This is a genomic window from Cellulomonas sp. ES6, assembly GCF_030053835.1.
Lineage (GTDB): Bacteria > Actinomycetota > Actinomycetes > Actinomycetales > Cellulomonadaceae > Cellulomonas.
In genome coordinates this window covers 2,786,571-2,811,880 of sequence record NZ_CP125655.1, presented here as the reverse complement: position 1 = coordinate 2,811,880, position 25,310 = coordinate 2,786,571, and the positions used below count along the sequence as shown (strand labels likewise).

The window sequence follows — 25,310 nt, the reverse complement described above, 5'->3', positions numbered from 1 at the left end:
CGCCACAGACGCCCGAAGCGGGGCCATCCGGCCTGGGTGGCCCCGCTTTCCTGCGTGTCCGTTCAGCTCAGGACGGTCAGCCAGGCCACCAGGGCCAGAAGCGTCACAGCGAGGACGGGGAGGGTCAGGACGATCCCGATGCGGAAGTACTGCCCCCAACCGATGTGCATGCCCTTGCGATCGAGGACATGCAACCACAGCAAGGTCGCCAGCGACCCGATCGGCGTGATCTTGGGGCCTAGATCCGCGCCGATCACATTGGCGTAGACCATCGCTTCGTGCGGCACCCCGGTCACCCCTGCCGCGTCAATGCCGAGGGCGCCGACCAGCACCGTGGGCATGTTGTTCATCACGGAGGACAAACCGGCGACCAGAAAGCCGGTGCCGGTCCCGGCCGCGAGGGTGCCGTGACCGGCCATCGCCGCGAAGACCTCACCCAAGGCGTCGGTGAGCCCGGCGTTGCGCAATCCGTAGACCACGATGTACATCCCGAGCGAGAACAGCACAACCTGCCAGGGCGCAGCTCGGATCACCGACCACACCGCGATGGGCCGACTCTCGACGGCGCCGACGCCGGCGCCGCCGCCCGCCGCGTCGTCGACGCCGACATGGCCCGTGAAGGAGGCCATGTCTCCGCTGGTCTGGCGTGGCCCAGTCGCGCTCCCGCCAGTGGCCACGACCTGCTCGTGGGCACGCTCACGCCGTGCGGTCCTCTTGAACAGGAACGCTGGTCGCCTTGCGGCGACCGCGATGATGCTCAAGGCGGCCAGCGACGCCACCACCGAGAGCGGGACGTGGAGCGGTTCAGCGGCGAAGTATCCGATGAGCAGGACACCCAGGACGACCCAGCCCGCCCGGAAAGCCAGGGGGTCGCGGATCGCGTCCTGCGGCAGACCGAGATCCCCGACGTCGTAGCGGCCGGGGATCGACTTGCGGAAGAAGACGCGCAGCACCAGGAGGGTCGCGGCGAGCGAGACCAGCGAAACGGGCACCATCACCAGGGCGTACCGGGCGAACCCAATGCCGAAGAAGTCAGCCGAGACGATGTTCACGAGGTTGGAGACCACAAGGGGCAGGCTGGTGGTGTCGGCTACGAACCCCGTGGCCATGATGAACGCGAACGAGGCGACCGGGCTGAACCTCAGCGCGAGCAGCATCTGGAACACGATCGGCGTCAGGATCAGGGCCGCACCGTCGTTCGCGAACACAGCCGCGATAGCCGCACCCAGTACGACGATCAAGGTAAAGAGCCGGCGACCGTCACCCTTGCCCCAGCGGGCCACGTGCAGCGCCGACCACTCAAACGTGCCTGCCTCATCTAGGACCAGCGAGATGAGAATCACCGCGACGAACGTGAGTGTGGCGTTCCAGACCAGCGACCACACGTCGGGCACGTCGCTGAGGTGTACAGCCCCGGTCGCAAGGGCCGCGCCGGCGCCGGCTAGCGCGCTCCATCCGATTCCGAGGCCGCGCGGTTGCCAGATCACGAACGTGAGCGTGGCTAGGAAGATGATCAGGGCCAGCAGCATCAGGTCTCCAGAAGGACGAGCGGGCGCAGCCGTGGCGCCCGGCTCGGTCAGCCGGGCGCCACGACGGTGGCAAGGGGGCGTCGTTGAGGTCAGGTCAGGTCAGCAACACGGAAAGGCCCTCGACGCTCACCGGGGGCTTGGGAAGCCACGGAAGGACGGCCGGTGGGCGGGCAGAACTGTGCACCGCCACCTCGATCCACCGGTGCTCGGCGTCGGCGCGCCCGCGAAGCACCGGGTGGTGCGTCCCGGAAGCCGCCAAGGTGGCGTTGACCACCCAGGCCCACGGGTGCAGCCCGGCGCGCTGGAGATCCTGTTGCAGGGCGGTGGCCTCGTGCACGGGGACCGCCTCCGGGAGTGTGACCAGCACGATCCTGGTGTGATCGGGGTCAGCGAGCCGGCCCTGTAGCCGAACCGCAGCGTCGCCAACCGCGGCGCCGCCGGGACGCGTGACGGACGATTGCGCTCCGAACGCCTGGGCCGACTGCAGGAGCAGCAACGTGTGCCCCGTCGGTGCTGTGTCAACGACGACCCAGCGGTTTTCGGCCTCGGCGATCGTCTCCGCGAATGCGTGAAACACCGCGACCTCCTCGGTGCACGGAGAGCGCAGGTCCTCAGCCAGGAGGTCGAGACCGGCGTCATCCAGTCGGTCACGGGAAGCGGTCAAGACCCGGTCCTGGTAGGCGGCCGTCACAGCTCCCGGGTCGATCCGGGTGACCCGCAAGTTCGGCGGCGGATCCACCAGGACATCATCGACGTGCGCCGCGGGGTCGGTGGTGGTGAGGGTGACCGGCAGCCCCCGGGCCGCGAGACCGACCGCGACCGCAGCGGCGACGGTGGTCTTGCCCACGCCGCCCTTGCCCATCGTCATCACGATCCCCGGGCCAGCGGCAGCCGCGGACTCGACGAGCTCGGCGAGCGAGCGGAAATCGGTGCTGGCCGCGCCGCGAGCTGTGAGTGCCTCAGGCGCTTCGGCTATCGGTCCGAGCGCGGCCCGCAGCCCATCGATCCCCAGAGGGGCGCGAGTCAGGAGCGGCTGAACGTCGATGCTCCTGACGCTTTCCAGGCTGCGTGGCAAGTCGCTCAAGCTGTCAGCTTCACGGGCGTGGCGGGCGACGGCGACGGGATCGTCACCCGGATCGCCCAGCACGCCGTTCAAGACCAGCCGCTGGTGGGTCATGCCCAGCGCGGCGAGCTCGTGCGCGGCGCGCGCCGCTTCCTCGATCGCGGGCCTTTCAGGGCGTGCGACGAGCACGACAGTCGTCCGCGTGCCGTCGCGCAAGGCTGCCAGGCCGCTCGCGTAGGCGGCGCGAGCCTGGCCGAGCGACGACACCGGACCGACGCACGTGATACCGGTGGTGGTCGTAGTCAGGAACCCATCCCATGCGGCGGGCAGGCTCAGCAGGCGCAGCGTGTGACCGGTCGGCGCGGTGTCGAAGAGCACGTGGTCGTACGCGTCGAGCACATCCGGTCGGGTCAGCAGGGAAACGAACTCGTTGAACGCGGCCACCTCGACGGTGCACGGCCCTGCGAGCTCCTCCTCGATCTGCGCGACCACGTCGGGGGGCAGGACCCCTCGGTAGGGGGCGACGACTGTCTCTCGGTACGTCTCGGCCGCCGCCGTGGGGTCCAGGTCGAGCATGTCCAGACCCGGGACTCCTGCGACGCCGACCGCGGCGGTTGCGACGGCCTCGACGCCGAGGACCTCACGCAGATTGCTCGCGGGGTCGGTGGACACGATCAGGACCCGCCGCCCGGCATCCGCGAGGGCGACCGCGGTCGCGGACGCGGTCGATGTCTTGCCGACGCCGCCCTTGCCGGTGAAGAAGAGGAACGAGGTGGGTGAGGCGAGCAGGCCCCGTAGCGCAGTGGTCGCTCGCGTCTCAATCGTGGCGTTCGACATCGTCAGCAGCACCCGTCTCCAGGGGTGCATGCGCCACCGATCGGCAACACCGTCTGCTGCGCGGACGGAGCGGCGTGGATTCCGGTCCACTCGGCGAGCTCTTCACGCCGTGGGTAGCGGCCCGTCACCCGTACGGCCTGGTCGACGATCACCAGCGGGAGCCCCGCAGTTCCCTGCTCAGTCAGCACGCGGTTGGCGGCGGGGTTCTCGACGAACTTGCCGGGCTCCTGCGACAGGGTTGCTCGACTGACCTTGGCACCGTGGGCGGTGAGCCACTCGAGGTCGCGAGCGAACCGGCTCAGGGCTGGGTCGACATCGGACCCACACACGCCGCTCGAGCAGCACATCGGGGGGTCAAACACCTCGACGACAGGCACGACAACTCCTTGTATCGATGACAGCTGATGTAGCCACCATTGCATCAACTCATGTTGATATCAACTCAGGTTGATGTGTACTCTCGAGCCATGCCCACGACCGCCCACCTGACCGCGACCGAACTGGCAGCGGAGTTCGCGCTACTCAGCGACCCACTTCGCCTGCAGATCGTCCTCGCGCTCGCTCAGGAGCAGCTCTGCACCTGCCACCTGGTGGACATCACGGGCGCGAAGCAGACGACGATCAGCCACCACCTCAAGCAGTTGCGCACCGCAGGAGCGGTCGTCGGCGAGGCCGAAGGGCGATTCACCTGGTATCGACTCGCTCCCGGTGCGTTCGCCGCATCCTCGGGCGTCCTGCCGGGGCTTGCGGCGTTCGAGACGCCCCCCCGACTTCGGCTCGCGTGCAGCGACTGATCGGCACCACCTCACCGACCAAGGAGATCAACATGCAGTGCTTCGAGTGCGCCCGCGAGGGCGTCACGTCCACGTCCGTTGGCGTGTGCAGCCAGTGCGGCGCCGGCTTGTGTGCTCACCACGTCAATGTCTGCTCGGTGCCGGCACCGCGCACCGCGAGCCCGGGTCCAGCGCCGCGAGACCTGCCGCATGGACGATCGCTGTGCTGTTCCACGTGCGAAGCCGCAGGAAAGCGCCCGTCGCTGGTGTAGCGCCCGCCTGTCGCACTCGCGCAACTCCGTCCGGGTCGACGCTCAGCGCCTCGACCCGGACGGACCAGTCACCCCGGTCAGATCAGGCAGCAAATCGTCCAACCTGCGTGCCATTGTCCATCTGCCCACTTCCGGGACCCGCGTGCATGACGGGCTCTGCGCACGAGCACTCCCGGAGGGCAAGTGGTGGCCCTACGCAGCCTCAGAGAAGCGCCACTCGCGTTACCGGAACCGGGCCAGGCTCGGGTCGAGGCGCCTCAGTCCTCATCGGACTTCGGCTTGCGGGCGCGCACCACGGCGCCGTGCATGCCCTCGGCGACGGGGTGGGTGAACTCGATCTCGGCGTCGACGAACCCCGCCGCTGCGAGCCCGTGCAAGTACTCCGTCCGTGACAGCGCCCCGGCGATGCACCCGACGTAGGAGCCGCGCTCGGCGCGCTGCTCGGGGGTCAGGTGGTCCTCGGCGACCACGTCGGAGATCCCGAACCGGCCGCCGGGCACGAGCACCCGGAACGCCTCGGCCAGCACCGCCGGCTTGTCCGGGGACAGGTTCACCACGCAGTTGGAGATCACGACGTCGACCGCGGCGTCGTCCAGGGGCAGGTCCTCGATGGTGCCCTTGCGGAACTCCACGTTGCTCGCACCGGCCTTGGCCGCGTTGGCGCGGGCCAGGTCGAGCATCTCGTCGGTCATGTCGACCCCGTAGGCGAACCCGGACGCCCCGACCCGCCGCGCGGACAGCAGCACGTCGATCCCGCCGCCCGAGCCCAGGTCCAGCACCCGCTCGCCCTCGCGCAGCTCGGCGACCATCAGCGGGTTCCCGCACCCGAGCGAGGCCGCCAGCGCCTCGGCCGGCACCGCCGCCGCGTCGTCCGCCCCGTACAGCCCTGCGCCGAACCGCTCGTCGATCACCAGGTCCGTCGGCCCGCACCCACCGGCGGAGTCCCCGCCGCAACAACCCGCGTCCCCGGCGCCCTGCACGGCCGCCAGGGCGCAGCGGGCCCTCACCTGCTCTCGGATGTCCTGTGCCATCACTCCTCCTTCGCATCGATACCCGTCGATACTCACGAGCGTGGACCAAGACATCGATGGTTGTCAACATCGACATGCGTCAATGGCTGTTGCATGATGGAGGCATGGCTCTCGACTTGCTCCCGGTGACCTCGACGGCGTCGACGGGCTGCTGCAGCCCCGTGACCGGCTCGACGATGAGCGCCGAGGACGCCGAGCGCACCGCCCGCACCCTCAAGGCGCTTGCCGACCCCGCCCGTCTGCGGCTGCTGTCGATCATCGCCGCGCACGACGGCGGGGAGGCGTGCGTCTGCGACCTCACCGAGCCCGTCGGGCTCTCCCAGCCGACCGTGTCGCACCACCTCAAGGTGCTCACCGAGGCCGGCTTCGTCACCCGCGAGAAGCGCGGCGTGTGGGCGTACTACACGCTCGTCCCGGACGCGGTGCGGGCGCTGACCGCGCACCTCGGAGACCACCTCCTCGATCGGCCGGCCGCGTGACCACCGCGCTCACCGGGGTCGCCGTCGCCCCGATGCAGCCCGAGCACGCCCAGGCGGTGCTGGGGATCCACGCATCGGGGATCGCGACCGGCACGGCGACGTTCCAGTCCAACCCGCCGACGTGGGACGAGTTCGATGCCGGCCACCTGGCCGAGCACCGCTTCGTCGCCCTGGACGGCGACACCGTTCTCGGCTGGGTCGCCGTCTCCCCGGTCTCGGGGCGCTGCGTCTACGCCGGCGTCGTCGAGCACTCGGCCTACGTGGCACCCGAAGCCCGCGGCCGCGGCGTGGGCAGAGCGCTGCTCGACCACCTGCTCGAGTCCGCCGGCGCAGCCGGCATCTGGACCGTCCAGTCCGGTGTCTTCCCGCAGAACATCGCCAGCCTCGCCCTCCACGAGGCGGCCGGGTTCCGCGTCGTCGGCACGCGCGAGCGGCTCGGACTGATTTGTCGCGGACCTCACGCCGGCACCTGGCTCGACGTCGTGCTGCTGGAGAAGCGGCTGTAGGAGAACGCCGGCCAACGGCTTGAGCTCCGGCCGCCCGTTGCATCAAGTACAACATCGCTGCGCGCGCACCAAACGTGCTGGCCAACGGTCAATGGGAGCCGTGGCCGGCGCCGAGGACCGGCGTGTTCAGGCGGTAGTCGGCGGTGGCGAAACCTCGTCTGGATGCATATCGGGACGTACACTTGGCGGCGTCCCATATTGATGACCGTCGGTACTCCGGCACCGAGGGCGCCGACTTGGCTCGGCTCTTGTCAACGTGGCCGCAGATCCAGTCGACGCAGGAGCTGAGCGTTCAGGGCGACGACGATCGTGGACACGGACATGAGGATGGCCCCGACGGACATCGGCATGACGAAACCGATGGGTGCGAGCACGCCGGCGGCAAGCGGCACAGCGATGAGGTTGTAGCCAGCGGCCCACCACAGGTTCTGCTTCATCTTGCGGTAGCTGGCAGTGGACAGATCGATGACCGAGACGACGGATCGAGGGTCGTCGCTGGCGAGGATCACGCCGGCGGAGGCGATCGCGACATCGGTGCCGGCGCCGATGGCGATGCCGACATCGGCCTGCGCGAGGGCGGGGGCGTCGTTGACGCCGTCGCCGACCATCGCCACGGTGCCTCCCTCGCGCTGGAGCTCGGCGACCTTGGCGGACTTGTCCTCGGGCCGGACACCGGCGAAGACCCGGTCGATGCCGATCTCGGCGGCGACGGTGCGGGCGACGGCCTCCGCGTCGCCAGTGATCATCACGACGTCGACGTCGCGGTCGTGGAGCTGCCGGATCGCGGCCCGGGACTCCTCGCGGATCTCGTCGGCGAGCTTCAGAGCCCCGGCCGGGCGGCCGTCGACGAGCACATGCAGAATGATCGCTCCTTCGCTGCGCCATTGGTCGATGCCATCGAGCTCGTCGACACCGCTCTGGTGCAGCAGGCTGGGGCCTCCGACCTCGACGGTCCGGCCGCCGACGCGGGCGCGGACGCCGACCGCTGGGGACGAGGTGAACTCGGCGGCGGCCGGCACGTGCAGGTCGCTCGCGGCCGAGACGATCGCCTGCGCGAGCGGGTGCTCGCTGTCGGCCTCGGCGGCCGCGGCCAGCGCCAGAACCTCGTCGCGGTCGAAACCGGGGGTGGGCCGCACGTCGGTCACGGTCGGCTGGCCCTTGGTCAGGGTGCCGGTCTTGTCGAACACCACGGTGCTGACCGTGCGCATGCTCTCCAGGGCCAGGCGGTCCTTGACGAGGATGCCGCCGCGGGCGGCGCGCTCGGTGGCGATGGACACCACGAGGGGGATCGCCAGGCCGAGGGCGTGGGGGCAGGCGATCACCAGGACGGTGATGGTGCGGATCACGGCAGCGTCGGGCTGGCCGGCGATCGACCAGACGACGGCGGTGACGGCGGCCGCACCGAGGGCGAACCAGAACAGCAGCGCGGCTGCCGTGTCCGCCAGTCGCTGCGCGCGCGAGGTCGAGTTCTGCGCTTCGAGCACGAGCCTGCGGATGCCGGCCAGCGCGGTGTCGTCTCCGACGGCGGTCACCCGCAGCCGTAGGGCGGAGTCGGTGGCGACGGTGCCGGCGACAACCCGGTCCCCGGCGGAGCGCCGCACGGTGCGGGACTCACCGGTGACCATCGACTCGTCCATCTCGGCGGCGCCGTCGATGATCGCGCCGTCTGCGGGAACCCTGGCTCCGGGTCGCACGAGCACCACGTCGTCGACCGCGAGGTCGGACGGGGCGACCCGGACCACGTCGTTGCCCTCGACGCGCTCGGCCTCGTCGGGCAGCAGAGCGGCCAGGGAGTCGAGAGCGGAGGTCGTCTGAGCGAGCGAGCGCATCTCGATCCAGTGCCCGAGCAGCATGATCACGATGAGAAGCGCGAGCTCCCACCAGAAGTCGAGTCCGTGGGCGACGACACCCAGGGTCGCGAGCCACGACGCGACGAACGCCACGGTGATCGCCAACGCGACGAGCAGCATCATCCCGGGGCGCTTGGCGCGCAGCTCCTGGGCGGCACCGGTCAGGAACGGCGCGCCGCCCCAAGTGAACATGACCGTGCCGAGCACGGGCGAGACCCACGCCACCCAGGTTGCGTCGGGCAGCTCGTAGCCCAGGAGCATCGCGAACATGGCGCTGGCGGCGACGACCGGGACCGCGAGCACGAGCATGACCCAGAACAGGCGGCGGAACCGGTCGACGTGACCGGCATGGCTGCCGTGGCCTGTATGCCCCTCGTGGCCACCGTGCGCGTCCTGGTGGTCAGGCGGCACCGCTGCAGTCACGGTCGCGGGGTGCCCATGGTGCTCCTGCGTCGTCTGCCCGTCGGGCGTGTGCCCTCCATGTCCGTGGTGGGCCGTACTCGGTGCATCGACGGGCCCGTGCCCGGTGTGGTCCTCGAGGCTCATCGCGGTGGTCCTCTCTCGTGATCCGACCCGGAGTGGGGCTTCGCCCGCTCAAACGGCATACCCCCCGAGGGTATTCCGACTCCACGATGCATGTGTCTCGTCCTTGCGGTTCGCGGTCTGCGGTCTGCGGGATCGTCGGGTGACGAACCGCGCTCCAGGCACGCTCTCGGGTGTCAGGCGCGAAGCAGGCGGGCGATCGCCTGCGATACCTCGTCGACACGCTCGTCCTGCACGTCTGCGGACGCCTGCGCGGCTTGCGAGAGGCAGTGACGGATGTGGTCGTCGAGGAGTTGACGCGCGACTGCCTGGAGGGCACCGGATGCGGCGGCGATCTGCGTGAGCACGTCGATGCAGTACGAACCGCTCTCGATCATGGTCGCGACGCCGCGCACTTGCCCTTCAAGGCGGCGCAGGCGCCGGAGAACGGCCTCGTCTTCAGCCGTGGTCCTCATGGCGGCCTCCCGTCGGGGTATCGCCCGGCGCACACTGTGCGCCGGCGCGGGGGTCTCGTCCGCGCGTGTGCACGGCAACTCCTCCGCTGCGCGCGGGGGAACCGACTCGGCAGCAACGCTATGAGCTGGCCGTCGAGGCGCGCTCACGATGCGGTCAAGGTCTGATGAACGCGGTCGGGCGCGGGCTACCGCAGGAGCTCGACGTTGAGCTGCTGGCGGACCGCGAGCAAGGCGAGCAGCAGTGTCGTGATCAGCCCCGCAGCGGCACGCGCAGGCCGGCGGTCGGCGAGGTCGAGCCCGAGCCATCTGCTGGTCGCGGTGCCGGCGCACCACCGCAGCACAGCCAGCGCGGCCCCGGTCATCAGGATCGGGCCGAGCGGGTTGTATTTCCATGCTGCTGCGAGATCGCCCATCGCGGCGAGCCGCACGGACCGCGTTCCGCCGCACAGGGGGTCCATGACAGAAAACCAGCGGTGCAGCGGCCCGTGAAGGTCCACCGGCGGCAGGCCCAGCCAGGCCATCAGCCCTGCGGCCACTAGACCGAGCGCTGCGACGGGCGCGAGCGCCGGCCACCGGTCTCGCTCGTCGAGGCTGACGGTGATCCACGAGCGCGACGCCGGCGGGGTGGCGACGTGGGTCGGGCCGGGTGGCTGCCGCGGCGGGCGCCGGTCGCGCCGTCTCATGTCGCCGTGATGCTGGTCATCATCCCGGCGTCCTCGTGATCGAGGATGTGGCAGTGGACCATCCAGGTCCCGGGCTGCTCGAAGGTCACGGCGACGTCGACGTAGCTGTCCGGTGGCACCGCCACGGTGTCCTTCCACACTTCCCGCTCGAGGGCCTGGCCGTCGGTGGATAGCACCCGGAAGTGCGCGCCGTGCACGTGCATCGGGTGGTCCATTCGGTGCTGCCCGGCGTTGCGGAAACGCACGAGGTAGGTGCGCCCGACCTGCACGTCGAACGTCTCAGCGTCGGGGAAGACGTCGCCGTTGATCGTCCAGGCCATGCCCATGCCTGCGGACATCGTCATCGCGTCGGCGAGCACCATCTCGATGTCCGGTTCGCGGCTCAGCAGGTCGGGGTCGAGGTCGCTGGGTGCGGGCGGGATGAAGGGCGAGACGGCCGCGGGAGCGTCCGAGGCGGTGTAGTGGACGGGGATGGTCATTCCGTTGTCGCGCTCGTTGGTGATCGACAAGCCCGACCCCAGGTGGCCGACCGGGGCGACCTCGACGTCGTAGCGCTCGCCTGGGGCGATGCTGAGCCGGCGGGTGTTGTAGGGCTCGACGAGGGGTGCGCCGTCGGTGTGGGTGACGCGCACGTCGAGTGGGAACGTCAGGTCCTGGGTCTTGGCGGTCGAGGCGTTCACCAGCCGGAGCTTGGCGATCTGCCCGCCGGTGATGCTGATCGGCTCGATGTCCTGGCCGGTGCGGCCGTTGACGGTGTCGACGTCGCCGACGACCTCCATGTGACCGGTGGTGCGATCCACGACCCAGTCGTCGAGCACGAGGACCTGGTCGAGGTCGTAGCGCGCGTCCGCGGGTTCGCGGACGATGAACGGTGCATACATGCCGCGATCGACCTGGTCGCGCACCGGTCGTTCGTGTGAGTGGTACCAGTACGTTCCTGGGCGGGCAGCGGTGAACTCGTACCGGTGCTCTCGTCCGGGTTCGATCAGGATGCCTGGACCGTCCTGGTCGGCGGGCACGCTCATCCCGTGCCAGTGGATGTTGGTCGCGGTGTCGGTCGAGTTCGTGACGTCGATCTGCAGCCGCTGCCCTACGTCGACGACGATCGGCACCCCGGCCCCGTGGACGACTTCGCTTGCAGCGTCCGCGTAGAGATACCGTTCGACGGACCGACCACCCAGCGTCATCTCTGCGGTGGTGATGTCGAGGTCGACGACCCCCTGCGTGGTCGCTCCGGTGATGTCGTACCGGTCGACCGCGGGGAGATCGATGCTCTCCTGGACCGCGGTGTCTGCGGCGGGAGCCAGCGCACGGCTGACCGCGAACGCAGCACCGCCCGCGGCCAGGACGACGGCGGTCGTTGCGACGACGACAGGACGACGGCGGATCATGCTCGGGGTGCTCCTCAGGCGATCGATCCGGGGTCTGGGGACCCCTCGGCTCCCGTCTAGCGTCGCTTGTGTAGATCAAGCCGCTTCAGCGGCTTCCATGAAGTTTCGCTGAAGTTCCCGACGAGGCGGTGCGTGCGTCCACGACACACCGTGCGCGAGACGAACGCTCGCGACCAGCGACTTCGCCCGCCCTGCGGGGCGCCGTGCGGCGGTCTCGAGACCTGTTCGCACGCCAGGATTGCGCCGGTGGGCGATGACAGCACCGCATGGGCTGCCTAGCATCGTCGCGACCCAGGCGCCGACTGGGTGGGTCGAGCAGAACGCCGAGTCCTGCCGCTGCTCGACGACCCGCAGACCGCACGGGCAGGAGCGGGGGAACCAGGATGGACGGGCACGTCGTGCCCTTGGGGTGAAGCCGGTCTCGATGGACCGGCCGGGCTGCTCCGGCCCGAACCCGACAGCTCACCTCGCAGGCGGCAGGAGTCGTCGATGCCCGCACGCCCCTTCGCCCGAGCGCGCCACCGCGCGGCCGGGCGCAGCCGAACGCCCCTGACCGACGCACAGGCCGTGGCCGCCTCCGGTCTGTCTGCCGCCGGGCGCCGCACCGGAGCTGCCGTGGCGACGTCGGGCATGGTCGTCTCCCTGGTGGCAGCCCCGGCGTCCGCGGCGGTGCCCTCCCATCACGAGAGCCGGATCGCGCTGCTGGACACTGCACGACTCACGTCGGCGGCCAGAGCGGTGATCGAGTCCGGGCCGGTCGTCGCGACTCCGGCCGAGGCGACCTGGACGTTCGACAATCCCGTTGCTACGGCGGTAACGCCACCGCCGGCCCCCGAGCCGGAGCCGGAGCCGCAGCCCGAGCAGGCCCCGGCTGCGACTCGCAGCACGGCCCGGGACGAGACGCCTGCACCGTCGCCCGGGATCGGGGCGCCCGCGCCGGCCAGCGCGAACGGCAGCGCGATCGTCGAGGCAGCATCGAGCCTCGTGGGGGTGCCCTACGTGTGGGGCGGCACCACGCCCAGCGGCTTCGACTGCTCGGGGTTCACCTCGTACGTGTACGCGCAGGTCGGGGTGACGCTGCCGCGGACGTCCGCGCAGCAGCGGTACGCGGGGGTCGAGGTGCCGCGGGACCAGGCTCAGCCCGGCGACCTGATCTGGTCGCCGGGGCACATCTCGATCTACGCCGGCGGGAACCTGCAGGTCGATGCGCCGGTTCCGGGCAAGGCCGTGCAGATCCGCGAGATCTGGCAGACCTCGCCGGTGTTCATCCGGGTCGGCTGACGCCAGCGCTGTGCGGCGTCGCGGTCGCGCCGTACAGCGCTGTGCCGACGGGCGGCGTGGAGGTGCACCGTCGGGAGCTTCAGCTGTCGGCGGGATGGTGCCCTTCGTGCACGTCGCTGCTGGGGACCGTCGGCTCCTCACCGCTGATGAGCGGCCCGAGGACGAAGGTGGAGAACGCGAAGGCGATCGCGAAGAGCACGAGAGCGCCGGCTGGCAGCCAGAGCGACCCGCTGCGCCTGTGCAGCTTGACCAGCATGGGGACGGTGGCGGCCAGCCCGAGCACGCCGAAGAGGGCGGTCCCGCCGGAACCCGCGACAATCGCAGTACCGACCAACGGGCCGACGTGGTGCAGGACGTGCGGTGCCAGTCCCACCACCGCACCGAGCGCGCTGCTCGCTGCGGACCACAGCGCTCGGGTGCGGGATCGGGGGTTCGTCGCGTCCGCGAGCTGGGCAGGCGTGTCGACCGGTTCCGGTGGCATGGCCACCAGGCTCGACCCGGTGTGCTGAATGTTCCGTTCAGGGTTCATGAAGGTCCGACGAAGTCCCGGGCTGTGACTTTCTCCGGTACGTGGCGGCGATCTTCCGTCGCTCGGAGGCGGTGCCTAGTTGACGCCGATAACGAGGGTGCTGGCGGCCGCTTCAACGACGTCGCTAGTGATGGTCTGCAACTCGTTGATCTTCAGGACGCGTTCGATCTGGGGGAAGAGTCGCTCGAGGAGGCGGAAGTTGCCGCGGGTGATGCGGCTGATCGCGGCGATGGCCTGGGCGTCGGTGAAGTCGTCGGGGTTGACCGTCTTGCCGAGGGTGCGCCAGTGGCGTTGGAGGACGAAGAGCAGCTCGTCGTTGCTCAGGGGCCGGTACTGATGGGCGAAGCCGACGCGACTGTAGAACTGGGGGTAGTGGGTGAACTGCTTCTCGAGCCCAGGCATGCCGATGAGCATCAGGGCGATCTGGTCGCGGTCGTAGCGGTCCCGTAGGAGCTCGAGGGCGGTGGAGCTCAGGCGTTCGGACTCGTCGACGATGACGAGCTGGACGTAGTTGGTGGTGCGCCGGGTGCCCCACCGGTCCACGGGGATGCGGCCGGGGACCTCGAGGTGCTGCTGGATGCAGATGCTGGTGCGCGTGATGATCCGGTCCAGGTCTTCGCGCAGCAGCCGCGGGGTGGTCAGGACCCCGGGTGTGTACAGGGCGGTGCGATTCTTGGCCAGCGCAGCATAGATCTTGGCGTCGTCGTCGCTGCGTGGGCCCCAGTCGGTCAGCAGCTCGTGGGCTTGGTCCCAGTGGGCGTAGCGGCGTGCGGAGACGGTCTTACCGACCCCGGCCGGTCCGAAGCACATCCCGATGGTGCGCCCGCGCCGGACGGAGTCGGCGAACTCGGTGAACCGGCGGTGCTCCTTGGTCACGATGAAGCGTTCGCTCACCTGAGGTCCTCCCTGTAGACCTTGAGCCGCGCCACGCTCGGCATCCGCGGCGGCACTGGCCTGGCAGGGGCGTCGAGGGTGTGGGCGGCGACGACGGCGATCCGCTCATTGATGCCTCGGCGCACGGCGCGGCGACGGGCGTTGCGGGCGGCTTGGACGTCCTTGAGGCTGATCTGCTGCGCGTGGTGGTCCTGGTCGACGGCGGTGCACAGGAACTGGTCGTGGTCGAAGACGCGGATCTCGGTGATGTCTCTGGGGTCATAGCGGATGACCACGGGGCGCCCGACGAAGCCGGCGAGGGTCGGTGCCACGTAGCGCAGGCCCTGGAAGTGGATGCCGTCGCGACGCACCGTCCTGGATCGGGCTACGGTCAGCAGCAGCCCGTCCAGCGCCTGGAGGCTGTCGGGAAGGCGTGGCAGCCACCCGTCGGCGATCCACGCCGCCCGCGGCGAGACACCCAGTTCGCTGTGGGCCCGGTCGTTGTAGTCCAGGACGAACGCCCCGACCGCGGCGTCGAGGTCGGCCAAGGACAGGGCTGGCGCTGGCCAGCGCTCCGCGCCACTGCGGGGCAGGGTCGTGAGCAGCTCGGTGTTGACCGTGCCGAAGAAGCGTTCGACCTTGCCCCGGCCTTGGGGTCGCGCGACGGCGGAGTGGATCAGGCGGACGTGCAGGTCGACCGCGGTACGGGCCAGGTGGTCGCTGGTGAAGTCCCACCCGTGATCGACGTACAGCACCTCGGGGATACCGCACATCGGCCATCGCGGGTCGGTCTTGGGCCAGATCGCCTGCCGCCACGCCAGTGCGGTGTACATCGCCGACGGCGCACCGAAGAAGACCGTGTAGCCGCAGATCGCGCGGGAGCAGTCGTCCATCACCACGGTCAACCACGGCCGGGCCGGCTTGCCGTCCGTGCCGACGAGCACGATGTCCAGCAAAGTGTGGTCCGCCTGCCACATCGCGTTGGGCCGGTCCGCGGTCCGCCGTAGCGCGAGCTCGTACTTGTCCCGGTAGGAACTCGGTCCCTCGAGGGCGAGGGTGACCATGCCGGGGTCCAGGGCGGTGATGATCGATCGGACGACGCCGTAGGACGGGACCGGCCACCCGGTGCCGGCGCAGACCTTCACCACCGTTCGGTGGATTGCGGCGATTGGTGGGCGGGGTCGGGTCAGTCCGAGCCCTTCGATCAGGGCGATGAGTTCCGCCGGTAGGCGATGCCCCCCGGCGTCCGCCCGCGGCAGTCGTCCCAGGGCCGGCAGGCCGCCGGCGCGGTAGCGGGCATGCCAGCGTTCCAGCGTGCGCACGCCCAGGCCGTGGTGACGGGCCAGCGCGGCGAGCGGGACCTGGTCCTCGACATGTAGCCGCAGGATCCGCCACCGCCCGTCCGCGTCCACGACCGGCCTACACGGCGCTCGTGGCTCGTGACGGCGCCGCACCGGCGGGTGGGCGATTCAAGGCCCGGTAGATCGTGGTGCGGGAGACGCCGAGCACCTGACCGATCTGGGCGACGGTCATGTCCTTCTGCTCGTACATCCGCCGGGCAGCCCGGACCTGGTCCGCGGACAGCGCCGACGGCCGCCCACCGGTGCGGCCCCGTGCGCGAGCGGCCGCCAGGCCGGCGTTGGTCCGTTCTCGGATCAGGTCACGCTCGAACTCGGCCAGGGCCGCGAAGACGTGGAACACCAGCCGTCCGCCCGGGGAGGTGGTGTCGATCGTCTCCTGCAAGGACCGGAACCCCACGCCCCGGTCGGCCAGGACCCGCAGCTGGTCGATCAGGTGGCGTATCGACCGGCCGAGCCGGTCCAGCCGCCACACCACCAGCGTGTCCCCCGGGCGCAGCTGGTCCAGCAGCTTGTCCAGCTCGGGCCGGCGCTGCAGCGACCCGGAGCCGGTGTCCACGAACACCCGGTAACACCCGGCCTTCGTCAACGCGTCGATCTGGAGCGAGGCGTCCTGGTCGGTCGTCGACACGCGCGCGTAGCCCAAAATGTGGATCGCATCGCTTGGTGGCGTGCTTCTGGTAGCGGTCAGTGGCCGATGAGGAGGGCTTCTCTGGCGGCGTCGACGAGCTCTGGGGTGAGGATGTGGAGGTCGTTGATGGTCTGGACGCGTTCGATCTGGGTGATCAGGCGATCGAGGAGTCGGAAGTTGCCGGCGGTGATGCGGGCGATGGTGGCCAGGGCGGTGGCGTGGGCGATCGGGTCGTGGTCGGTGTGGTGCTGCGGGGGTAGGCGCGCTGTGAGGACAGCGGTGAGCTCGTCGGTGCCGAGGGGCCGGTACTCGTGGGCGAAGCCGATGCGGCTGTAGAGCTGGGGGTAGCGAGCGAGGCGCTTCTCGATGCCGGGCATGCCGATGAGAATGACGCCCATGTGGTGGCGGTCGTAGTAGTCGCGGACTTGCTCGAGGCCGGTGCTCTTGAGCCGGTCGGCTTCGTCGATGATCAGGAGCTCGGTGCGCCCGGAGGAGCGTGAGGCGTCGTAGAGGTAGGGGTCGACGAGGCCGAGCTCGGCGTAGTCGATGGCGTAGGAGATCGCTTGGCAGGCTCGGGGCAGGCCCTGGTCGATCTGCTTGATGGTCGCGGCCACCGTGGGGGTGTAGAACGCGGTGCGTGCTTCTAGGACGCGCGGCGGTACGGGTCCGACGGTGTCGGCGACCACGGACTGCCATTGCTCCCAGTCGTCGACGCCGGCGTATTTGCGGGCTGAGAGTGTCTTGCCTATCCCGGGTGGGCCCCAGCACAGTCCGATGTAGCGGTGGGTGCGCACGGTGTCGGCGAACTCGATGAACCGCCGGTGCTCGCGGGTGCTGTGGAAGGACGGGACGGGGTGAGGGTGCGGGGCGGCGGAGTTGACCTCGTCGAAGGTGCCGGTGAGGAACCGCCGGCCGTCGTCGTCTTTGCCGAGCACGGAGAGCTTCTTAGTCGGTGGCATACAGACGCAGTCCATGTCGTGGTCGGGGCTCAGGAGCCGGTGGCGGTGCTGTGTCGTCGGTGCTGCCTGCTGGTGGGATGTAGCGGGTGTCGCCGGGCAGGGCACTGGCGAGGGTGCGGTGTTGGCGGAGCTGGTCCTTGAGGTCGCGGCGGCGTTGGCGGCGGGCGGCTTGGAGCTGGTCGAGGGAGACTGACTCGGCGGACAGCTCGGGGGCGATCGCCCGGCACAAGAAATCGTCGTTGAAGTACACGCGGATCTCCCCGACGTCGCGCGGGTTGAAGCGAACGGTGACCTGCTCCCCGACGTAGGCGGCCAAGACTGTGGAGAGGTAGCGGGTCGAGGCGAACTGGATACCGTCGCGCTGGACCTTGCGGGTGGTGGCCGCAGTGAGCAGGAGCAGGTCGAGATCCTCGGGGTGGGCGGGGCTGCGCGGGATGAACCCACCCGCGCCCCACCGGACGGTCGGCCCCTGGTGGGTCTGCGAATGGGAGCGGGTGTTGTACTCGGCAACGACGTACTGCTCAAGGATGGCGTCGAGATCTTCGAGCGTCAGCGCCGGGGCCGTGACCGGGACGCCGTTCGTACCGTGCGGGATGTACCCGGGCAGATGCGGCAGGAGCTCAGTGGTGACGGTCCGGTAGAACCGTTCGATCTTCCCTCGACCCTGGGGCACCCCGACCCGGGAGTGGATCAGCCGGATGTGGGTGTCCAGGCAGACCTGCTCGAGGCGAGCGGAGGTGAAGTCCGAACCGTGGTCGCTGTAGAGGATCTCGGGCAGCCCGCAGACAGGCCAGCCCGGGTTCGCCTTGGCGTTGACGGCCTGGTGCAGGGCGAGCGCGGTCTGCTCGGCCGAAGGCGCTCCGAGGAAGAGGGTGTACCCGGCCACGGCACGGGAGTAGTCGTCTAGGACCACCGTCAGCCAGGGGCGCACCTGGGTTCCCTTGGCGTCGAGGATCGCCACGTCCAGGAGAGTGTGGTCGACCTGCCACTGCTCGTTGGGTCGCTCGGCCGAGCGCCGCAGCACCAGCTCGAACCTGTCCCGGTATCCCGCGTCCCCGTGCTCGGCCAGAGCGCGCAGCCCAGGATCGATCCCGGCGACCAGGCCCCGGACGCTGGAGTAGCTGGGGGCCGCCAAGCCGCGGTCGCGGGCGATGCCGGCCACGCGGCGGTGGATGAACGCCACTGTCGGAGCCGGCATTGCCAGGGCAAGAGCTTCGACTACCTCGATCAGCTCTGCCGGGATGCGACGCCGGCCATGATCGCTGCGTTGGCGCCGAGCGAGGCTGTGCGAGGTGGGGTCAGACCGGTAGGCGCGCGCCCAGCGCGAGAGGGTGCGCAGCGGGACACCCGCCTCGGCTGCCAGCCGCGTCCAAGGGACACCGTCGTCTTCGTGGCGACGCAGGAGAGCGATCTTGTCTGAGACCTCCCACCGCGCCGGCACGTCCCCTCACCTCACATCGGCAGTGCGTCTTGGGCGAGGTGGCGGTAGATCGTGCCGCGCGAGACGCCGAACGTCTCAGCGATCTGCTGGACCGTGTAGGACTTCTCGTCGTACATCGCCCGTGCCTGGCGCGCCTTGGTCGCCGTCATCTTGAACCGGCCCCCGCCCTTGCGACCTCGGGCCCGGGCGGCGGCAAGACCATCCTGGGTGCGCTCGACGATCAGGTCGTGCTCGAACTCGGCGATGGCGGCGAGCATGTGGAAGAACAGGCGGCCACCCGGTGTCGTGGTGTCGATGCCCTGAGACAGTGCCTTCAGACCGATGTCTCGCTGCTGGAGGCTCTCGACGACTTCCTTGAGGTTGCGCACCGACCGCCCGAGCCGGTCGAGCTTGGTCACCACGAGCGTGTCACCCGCGCGCAGGTAGTCCAAGGCATCGTCGAGCGCGGGCCGCTTGGCCAGCACACCCGAGGCGTGCTCGACGAACACCTTCTCGCACCCGGCTGCGGCGAGCAGGTCCGTCTGTCCGTCCGGATTCTGCTCCCGGGTCGAGACGCGCGCGTATCCGATCGAAGCCATGACCCGAATGTACCGCCAACGTTCCTCGCGGTACATAGGTCTCGGACACGGGCCGTGAGACACGACGCGCCGATCCCGAGCCCGGCCGGCCATGGTGTCTCATGGACGGTCGTTCCTGAGACGGCCGTGACATTCACTCAATTGTCGACGAGCGCGTGTTGGCCCGATGTGATCGATCAGTTGCCCTGCATGGCCGCACAGACGCTGCCGCGCGTCAGGCGCCGATGTGCGCTGTGCGCAGGGCGGAGACGGCCGCTTCGATCGCGTTGGGGTCATCGCCGATGTCGGGCGCGTGGGCGCGCGTGGAAGGGTCGAGTCGCCCTCCTAGGTGTGCGAGCTCGACCAGGAGCGGCATCGTCGCCAGTCCGAGTTCGGTGAGCGAGTACCTGCCCTGCTTGCCGCGGGCGGTCTCGGCCTTCGTCAGGAGGCGCTGGTCGACGAGGTCGGCCAGGCGGCGTGACAAGACAGGTGCGCTGATGCCCTCCTGACTGCCGGTGAGCAGCTCACGGAAGGACCGCCGGTCGTGCAAGGCGATGTCACGCAGGATCAGCAGGCGCGCTTCCCCTGGTACCTGAAGCTGTGGGGTGGGCACCAGGGCGCTCGTTCGCTGCACTTCATCGGCATGGTCCTGATGAGCATTTTCATCGTGATGCACATCGGTCTGGTGTTCTTGGTCCACCCCGAGTACAACCTGCCGCACATGGTCTTCGGTGTCACCGACACCGCCCGATACGCGCAGGCCTTCACCATCGCGATCGCCACGATCGTCGTCGTTATCGGCTTGTGGATCGCTCTGAGCTACCTCACGCTGGCCGACCGCCCGCGCTCCCAGCGCGTGCTCGTGGCGCTGACTGAGCCGATCCGCAAGGTCACCCTGAACTGGATGAAGCCCCGCATGGGACGCCAGAGTACTTACACCGAGAAGGACATCTCGGAGTTCCACTGGACCAACGGGCTCCCGCCGACCAAGGACGAGTCCACGGAGTGGCTCGCCCACCGGGACAGCGGCTTCCGTGACTGGCGCCTCGAGCACGGTGGTGAGCTGAGCGGTAAGACGCTGCAGCTGAGCCTGGGGGACTTGCGTCAGCTCCCGAAGACCGAGTACATCGCGGTCCACACCTGCATGCAGGGCTGGTCGGCCACCTCCAAATGGGCCGGCGTCCGGCTCCGTGACCTCCTCGAGGTCCTCGGACCTCCCCCGGAGGGTGCCAACTACGTGATGATCACCTCCCACGGCCTGGCCCAGGAGATGTGGGACCACCGGCCGCGGGAACCGTCCTACGCGGTGCTGGACCTCGACACGGTCGCCGAGGACGACACGATCCTGGCGTACGAGCGCAACGGGCACCCGTTGGAGGTGCATCTGGGCGCGCCGCTGCGGCTGCGGGTGGAGTCGAACCATGGGTACAAGATGGTCAAGTGGATCAAGTCCATCGAGTGGATCACCGACTACGCCGCGTACGGTGACGGTCGTGGCGGCACCCGTGAGGACGCCGCGATGCAGGCGTTCAACGGCCGGATCTGACAGGAGCAGGGCATGATCAGCACTATCTACACCGTCGCCGGCATGACCACAGCCGAGGATGCGCGGGCCATCAAGGACAGGCTCTATCTCGTGGCAGGTATCGGTGCCGTCGCCACCGAGATCATTCCCGACGGCGAAGCGCGCATCATCCTCAAGCACAAGGACGACGTCGAGCTGAACCGCTCGGCCATCGAGGCAGCCGTGCAGGAGGCGGGCGAATACACGCTCGCCTGACCATTACGGCTACCAATAATGAGACGAAGCACGTGCTTATTCGTCTCGGCGCATCTAGCATCACTTTCAGGAGGCAATCGTGAGCAGCGAACCCGGCTCCGCCGCATCGCACGGTGCATCCTCCCCGGTCAATTCGGCTACCGGCGCACCTGGCCGACGACGAGTCCCGCTGCGCTCAACCTGCGCCCAGCCCCATCACTGTCCATTGCCGGTACGCATGAAGGTTCTCGGCCAGGTGCCGCTCTTCGCCGGTCTGTCCCACGAGGATCTTGTCGGTATCGACCACCGCATGGTCTCGCTGTCCTGGGCTGAGGACGACCCGCTCTACACAGCCGGCGACGTGGCCGAACATCTCTACGTCATGGCAGCCGGGCGCGCCAAGGTCTCCCGCCCGACCCCGAACGGCCAGGACGTCGTCGTCGATCTCCTGGCCCCTGGCGACCTCTTCGGAGGCATGCACACCCTGGGCCAGCCCACCTACCCCGAAACCGTTCGCGCCCTGACCACCACCTGCGCGTTACGCATCGACACACGCGCTTTCCGCGATGTCATGACGCAACACCCCGAGGTCGCCCTACGGGTGGTGGACGACGTCACCGCGCTGCTAGCGCAAGCGCGTGCGGACGTCACCGCGCAATCCACCGCCACCGTCGCCCAGCGGGTAGCGACCACGCTGTTGCGCCTAGCCGAGAAGTTCGGCCAGGACAGCTCCTCCGGTGCCACATTGATCCAGTTGCCGCTGTCTCGCACTGACCTGGCCGGCATGACCGGCTCGACACCGGAGTCCGTCTCCCGGGTAATGAGCCAGCTCCGCAAGGACGGCATCATCGACTCCGGCCGCAGATGGACCGCCATCCTGGACGGCGACCGTCTGCTCGCCACCGTGGCCGCCAGTGCCTGAGGGGCGAGGACTCTCTCACGTCTGCTGCGGTTGATTGATGCACGTCATGGTTCGGTTCCTGGCCCGCTCGTAACGTCGTAGTCAGCACCCAAGAAGGGTGAGACCTCGTCAGAGAAGGAAGGAACACACCATGAGCACCACCGCTCCCGCCACCACCCACACGACCCTGCGCGCCGAAGGCTTCTCCTGCCCCTCCTGCGTGGCGAAGATCGAGAAGCGTGTCGGACGCCTGGACGGCGTCAGCGCCGTGAAGGTCCAGTTCGCCTCGGCACGCATCGAGGTCGACCACGACCCGGCCAAGGCCAGCGTCGAGGACCTGATCGCCGCTGTGGGCAGGGCCGGGTACGTCGCCAAGCCTGCCGCGTTCTGACGCCCGCCGCGCCAAGGAGAAGGACAGTGAGCGTCATGGCACAGGCGGCGCACCTGCAGCTGCGCCTGGGCGAGTTTTTCTGCCCCTCGTGCGCCACCGACATCAACCGGCACCTGAAGCGTCTTCCGGGGTGCAGGCCGTGCACATCGATCTGCACTCGCACCGGGTTGACGTCGACTACGACCCCCGACGCTTGGACGTCGAGGACATCCTGGTGACCGTCGGCGGTGCCGGCGTTACCGCAAGCGTTATCTCGGAGGACAGCTAGGACCCGCCTCCACTAGGGCGACCAGGGACGTCGACCGGTGCCCAGACCAAGCGCGAGCGCACTGCCCGGGCGTCATCCCGCCACCCATCAGGGCCGCACCGGGCCGCCGGGCCCGTCAATGATCAGCGGAAGCCTGCCCGCTGCATTCTCACGTGTGAACCGCTGGTAGACCCACGTCCCAAGAACTCAGGAGAGATTGCTATGAGCGTCAAGCTTCACCATGTCCCGCCGCGCCTGGCGAGCGGGGCCTTCATATTGAACACCGGAATCACTAAGCGGTCATTGCACGTCGACGGGGCAACGGGGCTGCGGGACCAGGCCGCCAACGCGTTCCCGTTCTTGAAGAAGATGGACCCGGTCCGCTTCGGGAAGGCGTTGTCGACCTTCGAGATCGCTCTGGGCACGGCGCTACTAGCCCCGATGGTACCCACCCGGGTGGCCGCGGCCGGCCTAAGTGGATTCTCGGCCGCATTGATGGCCGTGTACCTCAAGACGCCAGGGTTCACCCGTGATGACGGAATCCGTCCAGCGCCGGCTGGCATGGGGATCGCTCGGGACGTCTTCATGCTCGGTAGCGGTCTGGGCCTGATGGTGGAGGAACTGGCAACCAGGCGAACCTGACGGGGCCGTCCCGCCATGCGCGTGACACCCGGCCCCACGGGCCCCGCGGACTGGGGTGTGGTCATGGGCGCCCGCGGGCCGAGGCTACGTGGCTCGTCCGGTCGCATTCTGAGCCGGACCAGCTAAGCGTCACCGCCGATCAACTCGGCGGTGACGCTCTTCATTGCGCCAGCACGCTAGAGCAGCCCCGGCGGCGGTGCACGGATGGGTGTGCGGTTGATTGACGCCGGTCATGGTTGCCCGGTGCCGATCTTCATAACGTCGTTGTCAGCACCCCGAACTGGGGTTGGACAGCTACAGGAAGGTCGAACAGCTATGAACAAGCTGCAGCAGTGGTGGTACGGCAGGTGGGCGATCCCAGTGGTCTCCGGGGCGCTGATCCTCATCTCGTTCTTCGTGGCCCGCGGCCTCGGTTCCGATGCGTGGAGCAACGCCTTCATGGTGGCCGCCGCCGTGGTCGCGGGTACCCCGATCGTGACCAAGGCAGCCCGGGCGCTCATGGCCCGGGTCATCGGCATCGACCTGCTGGTCTCGGTGGCCGCGATCGGCGCGGTGATCATCGGGGAGTACTGGGAGGCCGCCGCGGTGACCTTCCTCTTCGCCATCGGGCACGCCCTGGAGTCCGCAACGCTGAACAAGACCCGCTCGGCACTGGCCGAGCTGGTGGCCGTGGCCCCAGACGTGGCCGTGGTCATGCGCGACGGCGTGCAGGTGGAGGTGCCCGCTGCGAGCGTGGCCATGGGCGAGATCGTCCTGGTCAAGAACGGCGCTAAGGTCCCGGTGGACGGCGAGGTCGTGGCCGGCACCGGCGCCCTGGACGAGGCCTCCATCACCGGGGAGTCCATCCCCGTGGAGAAGTCCAAGGGCGACCACGTCTTCGCCGGAACCGTCGCCAAGGGTGGGTTCCTCCAGGTGCTCGCCACCGGCATCGGCGCCGACACCACGCTGGCCCGCATCATCCACCGCGTCGAAGACGCCCAGGACGCCAAGGCCAAGACCGCCCAGTTCATGGACCGGTTCTCCGCCTGGTACACCCCGGCCATCATGGTCCTGGCCCTCGTGGTCGGACTCATCACCGGTGACGTCGTGCTCGGGCTGACCCTGCTGGTCATCGGCTGCCCCGGCGCGCTGGTCATCTCCATCCCGGTCTCCATCGTCGCCGGCATCGGCCGGGCCGCCAAGGACGGCATCCTCATCAAGGGTGGGGAGTACCTGGAGACCTCCGGCAAGATCACCGCCGTCGCGGTGGACAAGACCGGCACCCTGACCAAGGGCCGCCCGCACCTGACCGACGTCGTCGTCCTGGCCCCAGCCATGGATCGCGCCCAGGTGCTGACCTGGGCAGCCCGGGCCGAGGCCGGCTCCGAGCACCCGCTCGCCCGACCCATCCTGGAGGCAGCAGCCGCGGAGGGGCTGGCCACGTCGGGGCTGCCCGAGGTCACCGAGCCCGTGCCTGGCAAGGGCATCACTGCCACCATCGGCGGGCGCCGGGTCCTCATCGGCAACGTGGCGCTGCTGGAGCAGTACGGCGTCGCGGACACTGTTGGCGCCGGGCAGGCCGCTGAGGAGCTCGCCGCAGCGGGCAGGACGGCGATGATCGTGGCCGTGGAGGATGCGGTGGCTGGTGTGGTCGCGGTGGCTGATGAGGTCCGTCCCGACGCGGCGCAGATGGTCGCCCGTCTGCACGACGCCGGGGTGAAGAAGGTGGTCATGCTCACCGGTGACGCCCCGCTGGTGGCGAAGGCAGTTGGTGCGGCGACCGGGGTCGATGAGGTCCGCGCCGGCCTGCTGCCCGAGGACAAGCTCGACGCGGTCGCGGACCTGCAGCGTCAAGGTCACGTGGTGGCCATGGTCGGCGACGGCGTCAACGACGCCCCCGCCCTGGCAACGGCCAACATCGGCGTGGCCATGGGCGCCGCCGGCTCTGCCGTCGCCGTGGAGACTGCGGACATCGCCCTCATGGGCGACAACCTGCTCAAGCTCCCCGAGGCCGTCGGCCTGGCCCGGCGCACCGTGAACAACATGCGCCAGAACATCACCATCGCCCTGGTCACCGTGGCCGCCCTGCTGGCCGGCGTCCTCCTGGGCGGGGTGACTATGGCCATCGGGATGCTCGTCCACGAAGCTTCGGTCCTGGTCGTCATTATCAACGCCATGCGCCTGCTGCGCCGCCACCAGGACACCACCAGCGCCGTGGCGACAGCGCCGGCGCAGAGCACCACCACCGAGGCACAGGCAATGGCCCGCCGCCCGTAAGCAGCACCGGACCAGGACACCTCAACGCCAGCCGTCCCGGCCCGCCGCTGGAAATCAGCACTACCTCAGGAGG

Annotated in this window: 27 protein-coding genes and 1 riboswitch; of the genes, 11 read left to right on the top strand and 16 right to left on the bottom strand. The window is 69.3% G+C overall.

The genetic code is table 11. From position 1 onward, the window contains the following. Nucleotides 1-62 precede the first annotated feature (62 nt). The 3 genes from P9841_RS13050 to arsD all read right to left on the bottom strand — a co-directional run bounded on the left by P9841_RS13050 (nt 63) and on the right by arsD (nt 3,806). Complete coding sequence (locus tag P9841_RS13050; RefSeq protein WP_283319085.1) at nt 63-1,529, bottom strand: arsenic transporter; 1,467 nt, start codon at nt 1,527-1,529, stop codon at nt 63-65. A 94-nt stretch (nt 1,530-1,623) separates the two neighbouring features. Next, entirely contained in the window at nt 1,624-3,441 is a 1,818-nt protein-coding gene (gene arsA, locus P9841_RS13045) for an arsenical pump-driving ATPase (protein ID WP_283319084.1), read from the bottom strand. Beyond that, nucleotides 3,432-3,806, bottom strand: a complete 375-nt coding sequence (gene arsD / locus P9841_RS13040; protein WP_283319083.1) for an arsenite efflux transporter metallochaperone ArsD — start codon at nt 3,804-3,806, stop codon at nt 3,432-3,434. Before arsD ends, arsA begins: the two co-directional genes overlap by 10 nt. Before the next feature lie 90 nt (nt 3,807-3,896). Between arsD and P9841_RS13035 the strand changes: the two genes are divergently transcribed. Beyond that, on the top strand, nt 3,897-4,223 hold the full coding sequence (locus tag P9841_RS13035) for an ArsR/SmtB family transcription factor (protein ID WP_283319082.1): 327 nt from the start codon (nt 3,897-3,899) through the stop codon (nt 4,221-4,223). A gap of 32 nt (nt 4,224-4,255) precedes the next feature. Beyond that, on the top strand, nt 4,256-4,474 hold the full coding sequence (locus tag P9841_RS19185) for a DUF2180 family protein (protein ID WP_502848915.1): 219 nt from the start codon (nt 4,256-4,258) through the stop codon (nt 4,472-4,474). 257 nt (nt 4,475-4,731) lie between these two features. On the opposite strand, the gene arsM is transcribed toward P9841_RS19185, so the two are convergent. Beyond that, nucleotides 4,732-5,505 (bottom strand): arsenite methyltransferase, encoded by a 774-nt coding sequence (gene arsM / locus P9841_RS13030; protein WP_283319081.1) that lies wholly within the window; start codon nt 5,503-5,505, stop codon nt 4,732-4,734. Nucleotides 5,506-5,609: 104 nt separating this feature from the next. On the opposite strand from arsM, the gene P9841_RS13025 reads away from it, so the two are divergent. Together P9841_RS13025 and P9841_RS13020 are read left to right on the top strand one after the other, a co-directional pair. Continuing rightward, nucleotides 5,610-5,984 (top strand): ArsR/SmtB family transcription factor, encoded by a 375-nt coding sequence (locus P9841_RS13025; protein WP_283319080.1) that lies wholly within the window; start codon nt 5,610-5,612, stop codon nt 5,982-5,984. 32 nt (nt 5,985-6,016) lie between these two features. Further along, nucleotides 6,017-6,490, top strand: coding sequence for a GNAT family N-acetyltransferase (locus P9841_RS13020; protein WP_283321951.1), 474 nt, complete (start codon nt 6,017-6,019; stop codon nt 6,488-6,490). A gap of 251 nt (nt 6,491-6,741) precedes the next feature. Here the strand turns inward: P9841_RS13020 and P9841_RS13015 are convergent, their stop codons facing one another. The 4 genes from P9841_RS13015 to P9841_RS13000 all read right to left on the bottom strand — a co-directional run bounded on the left by P9841_RS13015 (nt 6,742) and on the right by P9841_RS13000 (nt 11,412). Then, complete coding sequence (locus tag P9841_RS13015; protein WP_283319079.1) at nt 6,742-8,886, bottom strand: heavy metal translocating P-type ATPase; 2,145 nt, start codon at nt 8,884-8,886, stop codon at nt 6,742-6,744. 173 nt (nt 8,887-9,059) lie between these two features. Continuing rightward, complete coding sequence (locus tag P9841_RS13010) at nt 9,060-9,338, bottom strand: metal-sensitive transcriptional regulator (protein WP_168631493.1); 279 nt, start codon at nt 9,336-9,338, stop codon at nt 9,060-9,062. 185 nt (nt 9,339-9,523) lie between these two features. Continuing rightward, nucleotides 9,524-10,021, bottom strand: coding sequence for a DUF2752 domain-containing protein (locus tag P9841_RS13005; protein WP_168631494.1), 498 nt, complete (start codon nt 10,019-10,021; stop codon nt 9,524-9,526). Continuing rightward, entirely contained in the window at nt 10,018-11,412 is a 1,395-nt protein-coding gene (locus tag P9841_RS13000) for a multicopper oxidase family protein (RefSeq protein ID WP_283319078.1), read from the bottom strand. Before P9841_RS13000 ends, P9841_RS13005 begins: the two co-directional genes overlap by 4 nt. A 311-nt stretch (nt 11,413-11,723) precedes the next feature. Beyond that, nucleotides 11,724-11,903, top strand: a riboswitch (cyclic di-AMP (ydaO/yuaA leader). 124 nt (nt 11,904-12,027) lie between these two features. On the opposite strand from P9841_RS13000, the gene P9841_RS12995 reads away from it, so the two are divergent. Next, nucleotides 12,028-12,693: a C40 family peptidase gene (locus P9841_RS12995; RefSeq protein WP_283319077.1), complete on the top strand. Its 666-nt coding sequence runs from the start codon at nt 12,028-12,030 to the stop codon at nt 12,691-12,693. A 79-nt stretch (nt 12,694-12,772) separates the two neighbouring features. On the opposite strand, the gene P9841_RS12990 is transcribed toward P9841_RS12995, so the two are convergent. The 8 genes from P9841_RS12990 to P9841_RS12955 all read right to left on the bottom strand — a co-directional run bounded on the left by P9841_RS12990 (nt 12,773) and on the right by P9841_RS12955 (nt 19,741). Next, on the bottom strand, nt 12,773-13,222 hold the full coding sequence (locus P9841_RS12990; protein ID WP_283319076.1) for a hypothetical protein: 450 nt from the start codon (nt 13,220-13,222) through the stop codon (nt 12,773-12,775). 75 nt (nt 13,223-13,297) lie between these two features. Next, nucleotides 13,298-14,116: an AAA family ATPase gene (locus P9841_RS12985; RefSeq protein WP_283319075.1), complete on the bottom strand. Its 819-nt coding sequence runs from the start codon at nt 14,114-14,116 to the stop codon at nt 13,298-13,300. Beyond that, nucleotides 14,113-15,507, bottom strand: coding sequence for a TnsB C-terminal domain-containing protein (locus P9841_RS12980; RefSeq protein ID WP_283319074.1), 1,395 nt, complete (start codon nt 15,505-15,507; stop codon nt 14,113-14,115). The genes P9841_RS12985 and P9841_RS12980 overlap by 4 nt, the downstream gene beginning before the upstream one ends. A 7-nt stretch (nt 15,508-15,514) precedes the next feature. Next, nucleotides 15,515-16,108, bottom strand: a complete 594-nt coding sequence (locus tag P9841_RS12975; RefSeq protein WP_283321950.1) for a recombinase family protein — start codon at nt 16,106-16,108, stop codon at nt 15,515-15,517. Between the two features lie 32 nt (nt 16,109-16,140). Beyond that, nucleotides 16,141-17,019 carry an AAA family ATPase gene (locus P9841_RS12970; protein ID WP_283319073.1) on the bottom strand — a complete coding sequence of 293 codons (879 nt, stop codon included), beginning with the start codon at nt 17,017-17,019 and terminating at the stop codon, nt 16,141-16,143. Between the two features lie 10 nt (nt 17,020-17,029). Next, on the bottom strand, nt 17,030-18,484 hold the full coding sequence (locus P9841_RS12965; protein ID WP_283319072.1) for a TnsB C-terminal domain-containing protein: 1,455 nt from the start codon (nt 18,482-18,484) through the stop codon (nt 17,030-17,032). Between the two features lie 11 nt (nt 18,485-18,495). After that, nucleotides 18,496-19,062 carry a recombinase family protein gene (locus tag P9841_RS12960; RefSeq protein WP_283319071.1) on the bottom strand — a complete coding sequence of 189 codons (567 nt, stop codon included), beginning with the start codon at nt 19,060-19,062 and terminating at the stop codon, nt 18,496-18,498. Nucleotides 19,063-19,276: 214 nt separating this feature from the next. Continuing rightward, nucleotides 19,277-19,741: a winged helix-turn-helix transcriptional regulator gene (locus P9841_RS12955; RefSeq protein ID WP_283319070.1), complete on the bottom strand. Its 465-nt coding sequence runs from the start codon at nt 19,739-19,741 to the stop codon at nt 19,277-19,279. On the opposite strand from P9841_RS12955, the gene P9841_RS12950 reads away from it, so the two are divergent. The 6 genes from P9841_RS12950 to P9841_RS12925 all read left to right on the top strand — a co-directional run bounded on the left by P9841_RS12950 (nt 19,727) and on the right by P9841_RS12925 (nt 25,237). Next, on the top strand, nt 19,727-20,587 hold the full coding sequence (locus P9841_RS12950; protein WP_349306895.1) for a molybdopterin-dependent oxidoreductase: 861 nt from the start codon (nt 19,727-19,729) through the stop codon (nt 20,585-20,587). The genes P9841_RS12955 and P9841_RS12950 overlap by 15 nt on opposite strands. A 12-nt stretch (nt 20,588-20,599) precedes the next feature. Then, entirely contained in the window at nt 20,600-20,821 is a 222-nt protein-coding gene (locus P9841_RS12945) for a hypothetical protein (protein WP_168631482.1), read from the top strand. Between the two features lie 79 nt (nt 20,822-20,900). Then, nucleotides 20,901-21,722, top strand: a complete 822-nt coding sequence (locus P9841_RS12940) for a Crp/Fnr family transcriptional regulator (RefSeq protein WP_225563477.1) — start codon at nt 20,901-20,903, stop codon at nt 21,720-21,722. Between the two features lie 130 nt (nt 21,723-21,852). Next, nucleotides 21,853-22,092: a heavy-metal-associated domain-containing protein gene (locus tag P9841_RS12935; RefSeq protein ID WP_168631481.1), complete on the top strand. Its 240-nt coding sequence runs from the start codon at nt 21,853-21,855 to the stop codon at nt 22,090-22,092. Nucleotides 22,093-22,561: 469 nt separating this feature from the next. Continuing rightward, the gene (locus P9841_RS12930; protein WP_283319069.1) at nt 22,562-22,981 is read left to right on the top strand and encodes a hypothetical protein; all 420 of its coding nucleotides are present in this window, start codon (nt 22,562-22,564) and stop codon (nt 22,979-22,981) included. A 315-nt stretch (nt 22,982-23,296) separates the two neighbouring features. Next, nucleotides 23,297-25,237 (top strand): heavy metal translocating P-type ATPase, encoded by a 1,941-nt coding sequence (locus P9841_RS12925; RefSeq protein WP_013882305.1) that lies wholly within the window; start codon nt 23,297-23,299, stop codon nt 25,235-25,237. Nucleotides 25,238-25,310 lie beyond the last annotated feature (73 nt).

Coding starts and splice junctions, on each gene's coding strand:
- P9841_RS13050 (WP_283319085.1), bottom strand. CDS start 1,529: ATGCTGCTGGCCCTGATCATCTTCCTAGCCACGCTCACGTTCGTGATC.
- P9841_RS13035 (WP_283319082.1), top strand. CDS start 3,897: ATGCCCACGACCGCCCACCTGACCGCGACCGAACTGGCAGCGGAGTTC.
- P9841_RS19185 (WP_502848915.1), top strand. CDS start 4,256: ATGCAGTGCTTCGAGTGCGCCCGCGAGGGCGTCACGTCCACGTCCGTT.
- arsM (WP_283319081.1), bottom strand. CDS start 5,505: ATGGCACAGGACATCCGAGAGCAGGTGAGGGCCCGCTGCGCCCTGGCG.
- P9841_RS13025 (WP_283319080.1), top strand. CDS start 5,610: ATGGCTCTCGACTTGCTCCCGGTGACCTCGACGGCGTCGACGGGCTGC.
- P9841_RS13020 (WP_283321951.1), top strand. CDS start 6,017: ATGCAGCCCGAGCACGCCCAGGCGGTGCTGGGGATCCACGCATCGGGG.
- P9841_RS13015 (WP_283319079.1), bottom strand. CDS start 8,886: ATGAGCCTCGAGGACCACACCGGGCACGGGCCCGTCGATGCACCGAGT.
- P9841_RS13010 (WP_168631493.1), bottom strand. CDS start 9,338: ATGAGGACCACGGCTGAAGACGAGGCCGTTCTCCGGCGCCTGCGCCGC.
- P9841_RS13005 (WP_168631494.1), bottom strand. CDS start 10,021: ATGAGACGGCGCGACCGGCGCCCGCCGCGGCAGCCACCCGGCCCGACC.
- P9841_RS13000 (WP_283319078.1), bottom strand. CDS start 11,412: ATGATCCGCCGTCGTCCTGTCGTCGTCGCAACGACCGCCGTCGTCCTG.
- P9841_RS12990 (WP_283319076.1), bottom strand. CDS start 13,222: ATGAACCCTGAACGGAACATTCAGCACACCGGGTCGAGCCTGGTGGCC.
- P9841_RS12960 (WP_283319071.1), bottom strand. CDS start 19,062: ATGGCTTCGATCGGATACGCGCGCGTCTCGACCCGGGAGCAGAATCCG.
- P9841_RS12945 (WP_168631482.1), top strand. CDS start 20,600: ATGATCAGCACTATCTACACCGTCGCCGGCATGACCACAGCCGAGGAT.
- P9841_RS12935 (WP_168631481.1), top strand. CDS start 21,853: ATGAGCACCACCGCTCCCGCCACCACCCACACGACCCTGCGCGCCGAA.
- P9841_RS12930 (WP_283319069.1), top strand. CDS start 22,562: ATGAGCGTCAAGCTTCACCATGTCCCGCCGCGCCTGGCGAGCGGGGCC.
- P9841_RS12925 (WP_013882305.1), top strand. CDS start 23,297: ATGAACAAGCTGCAGCAGTGGTGGTACGGCAGGTGGGCGATCCCAGTG.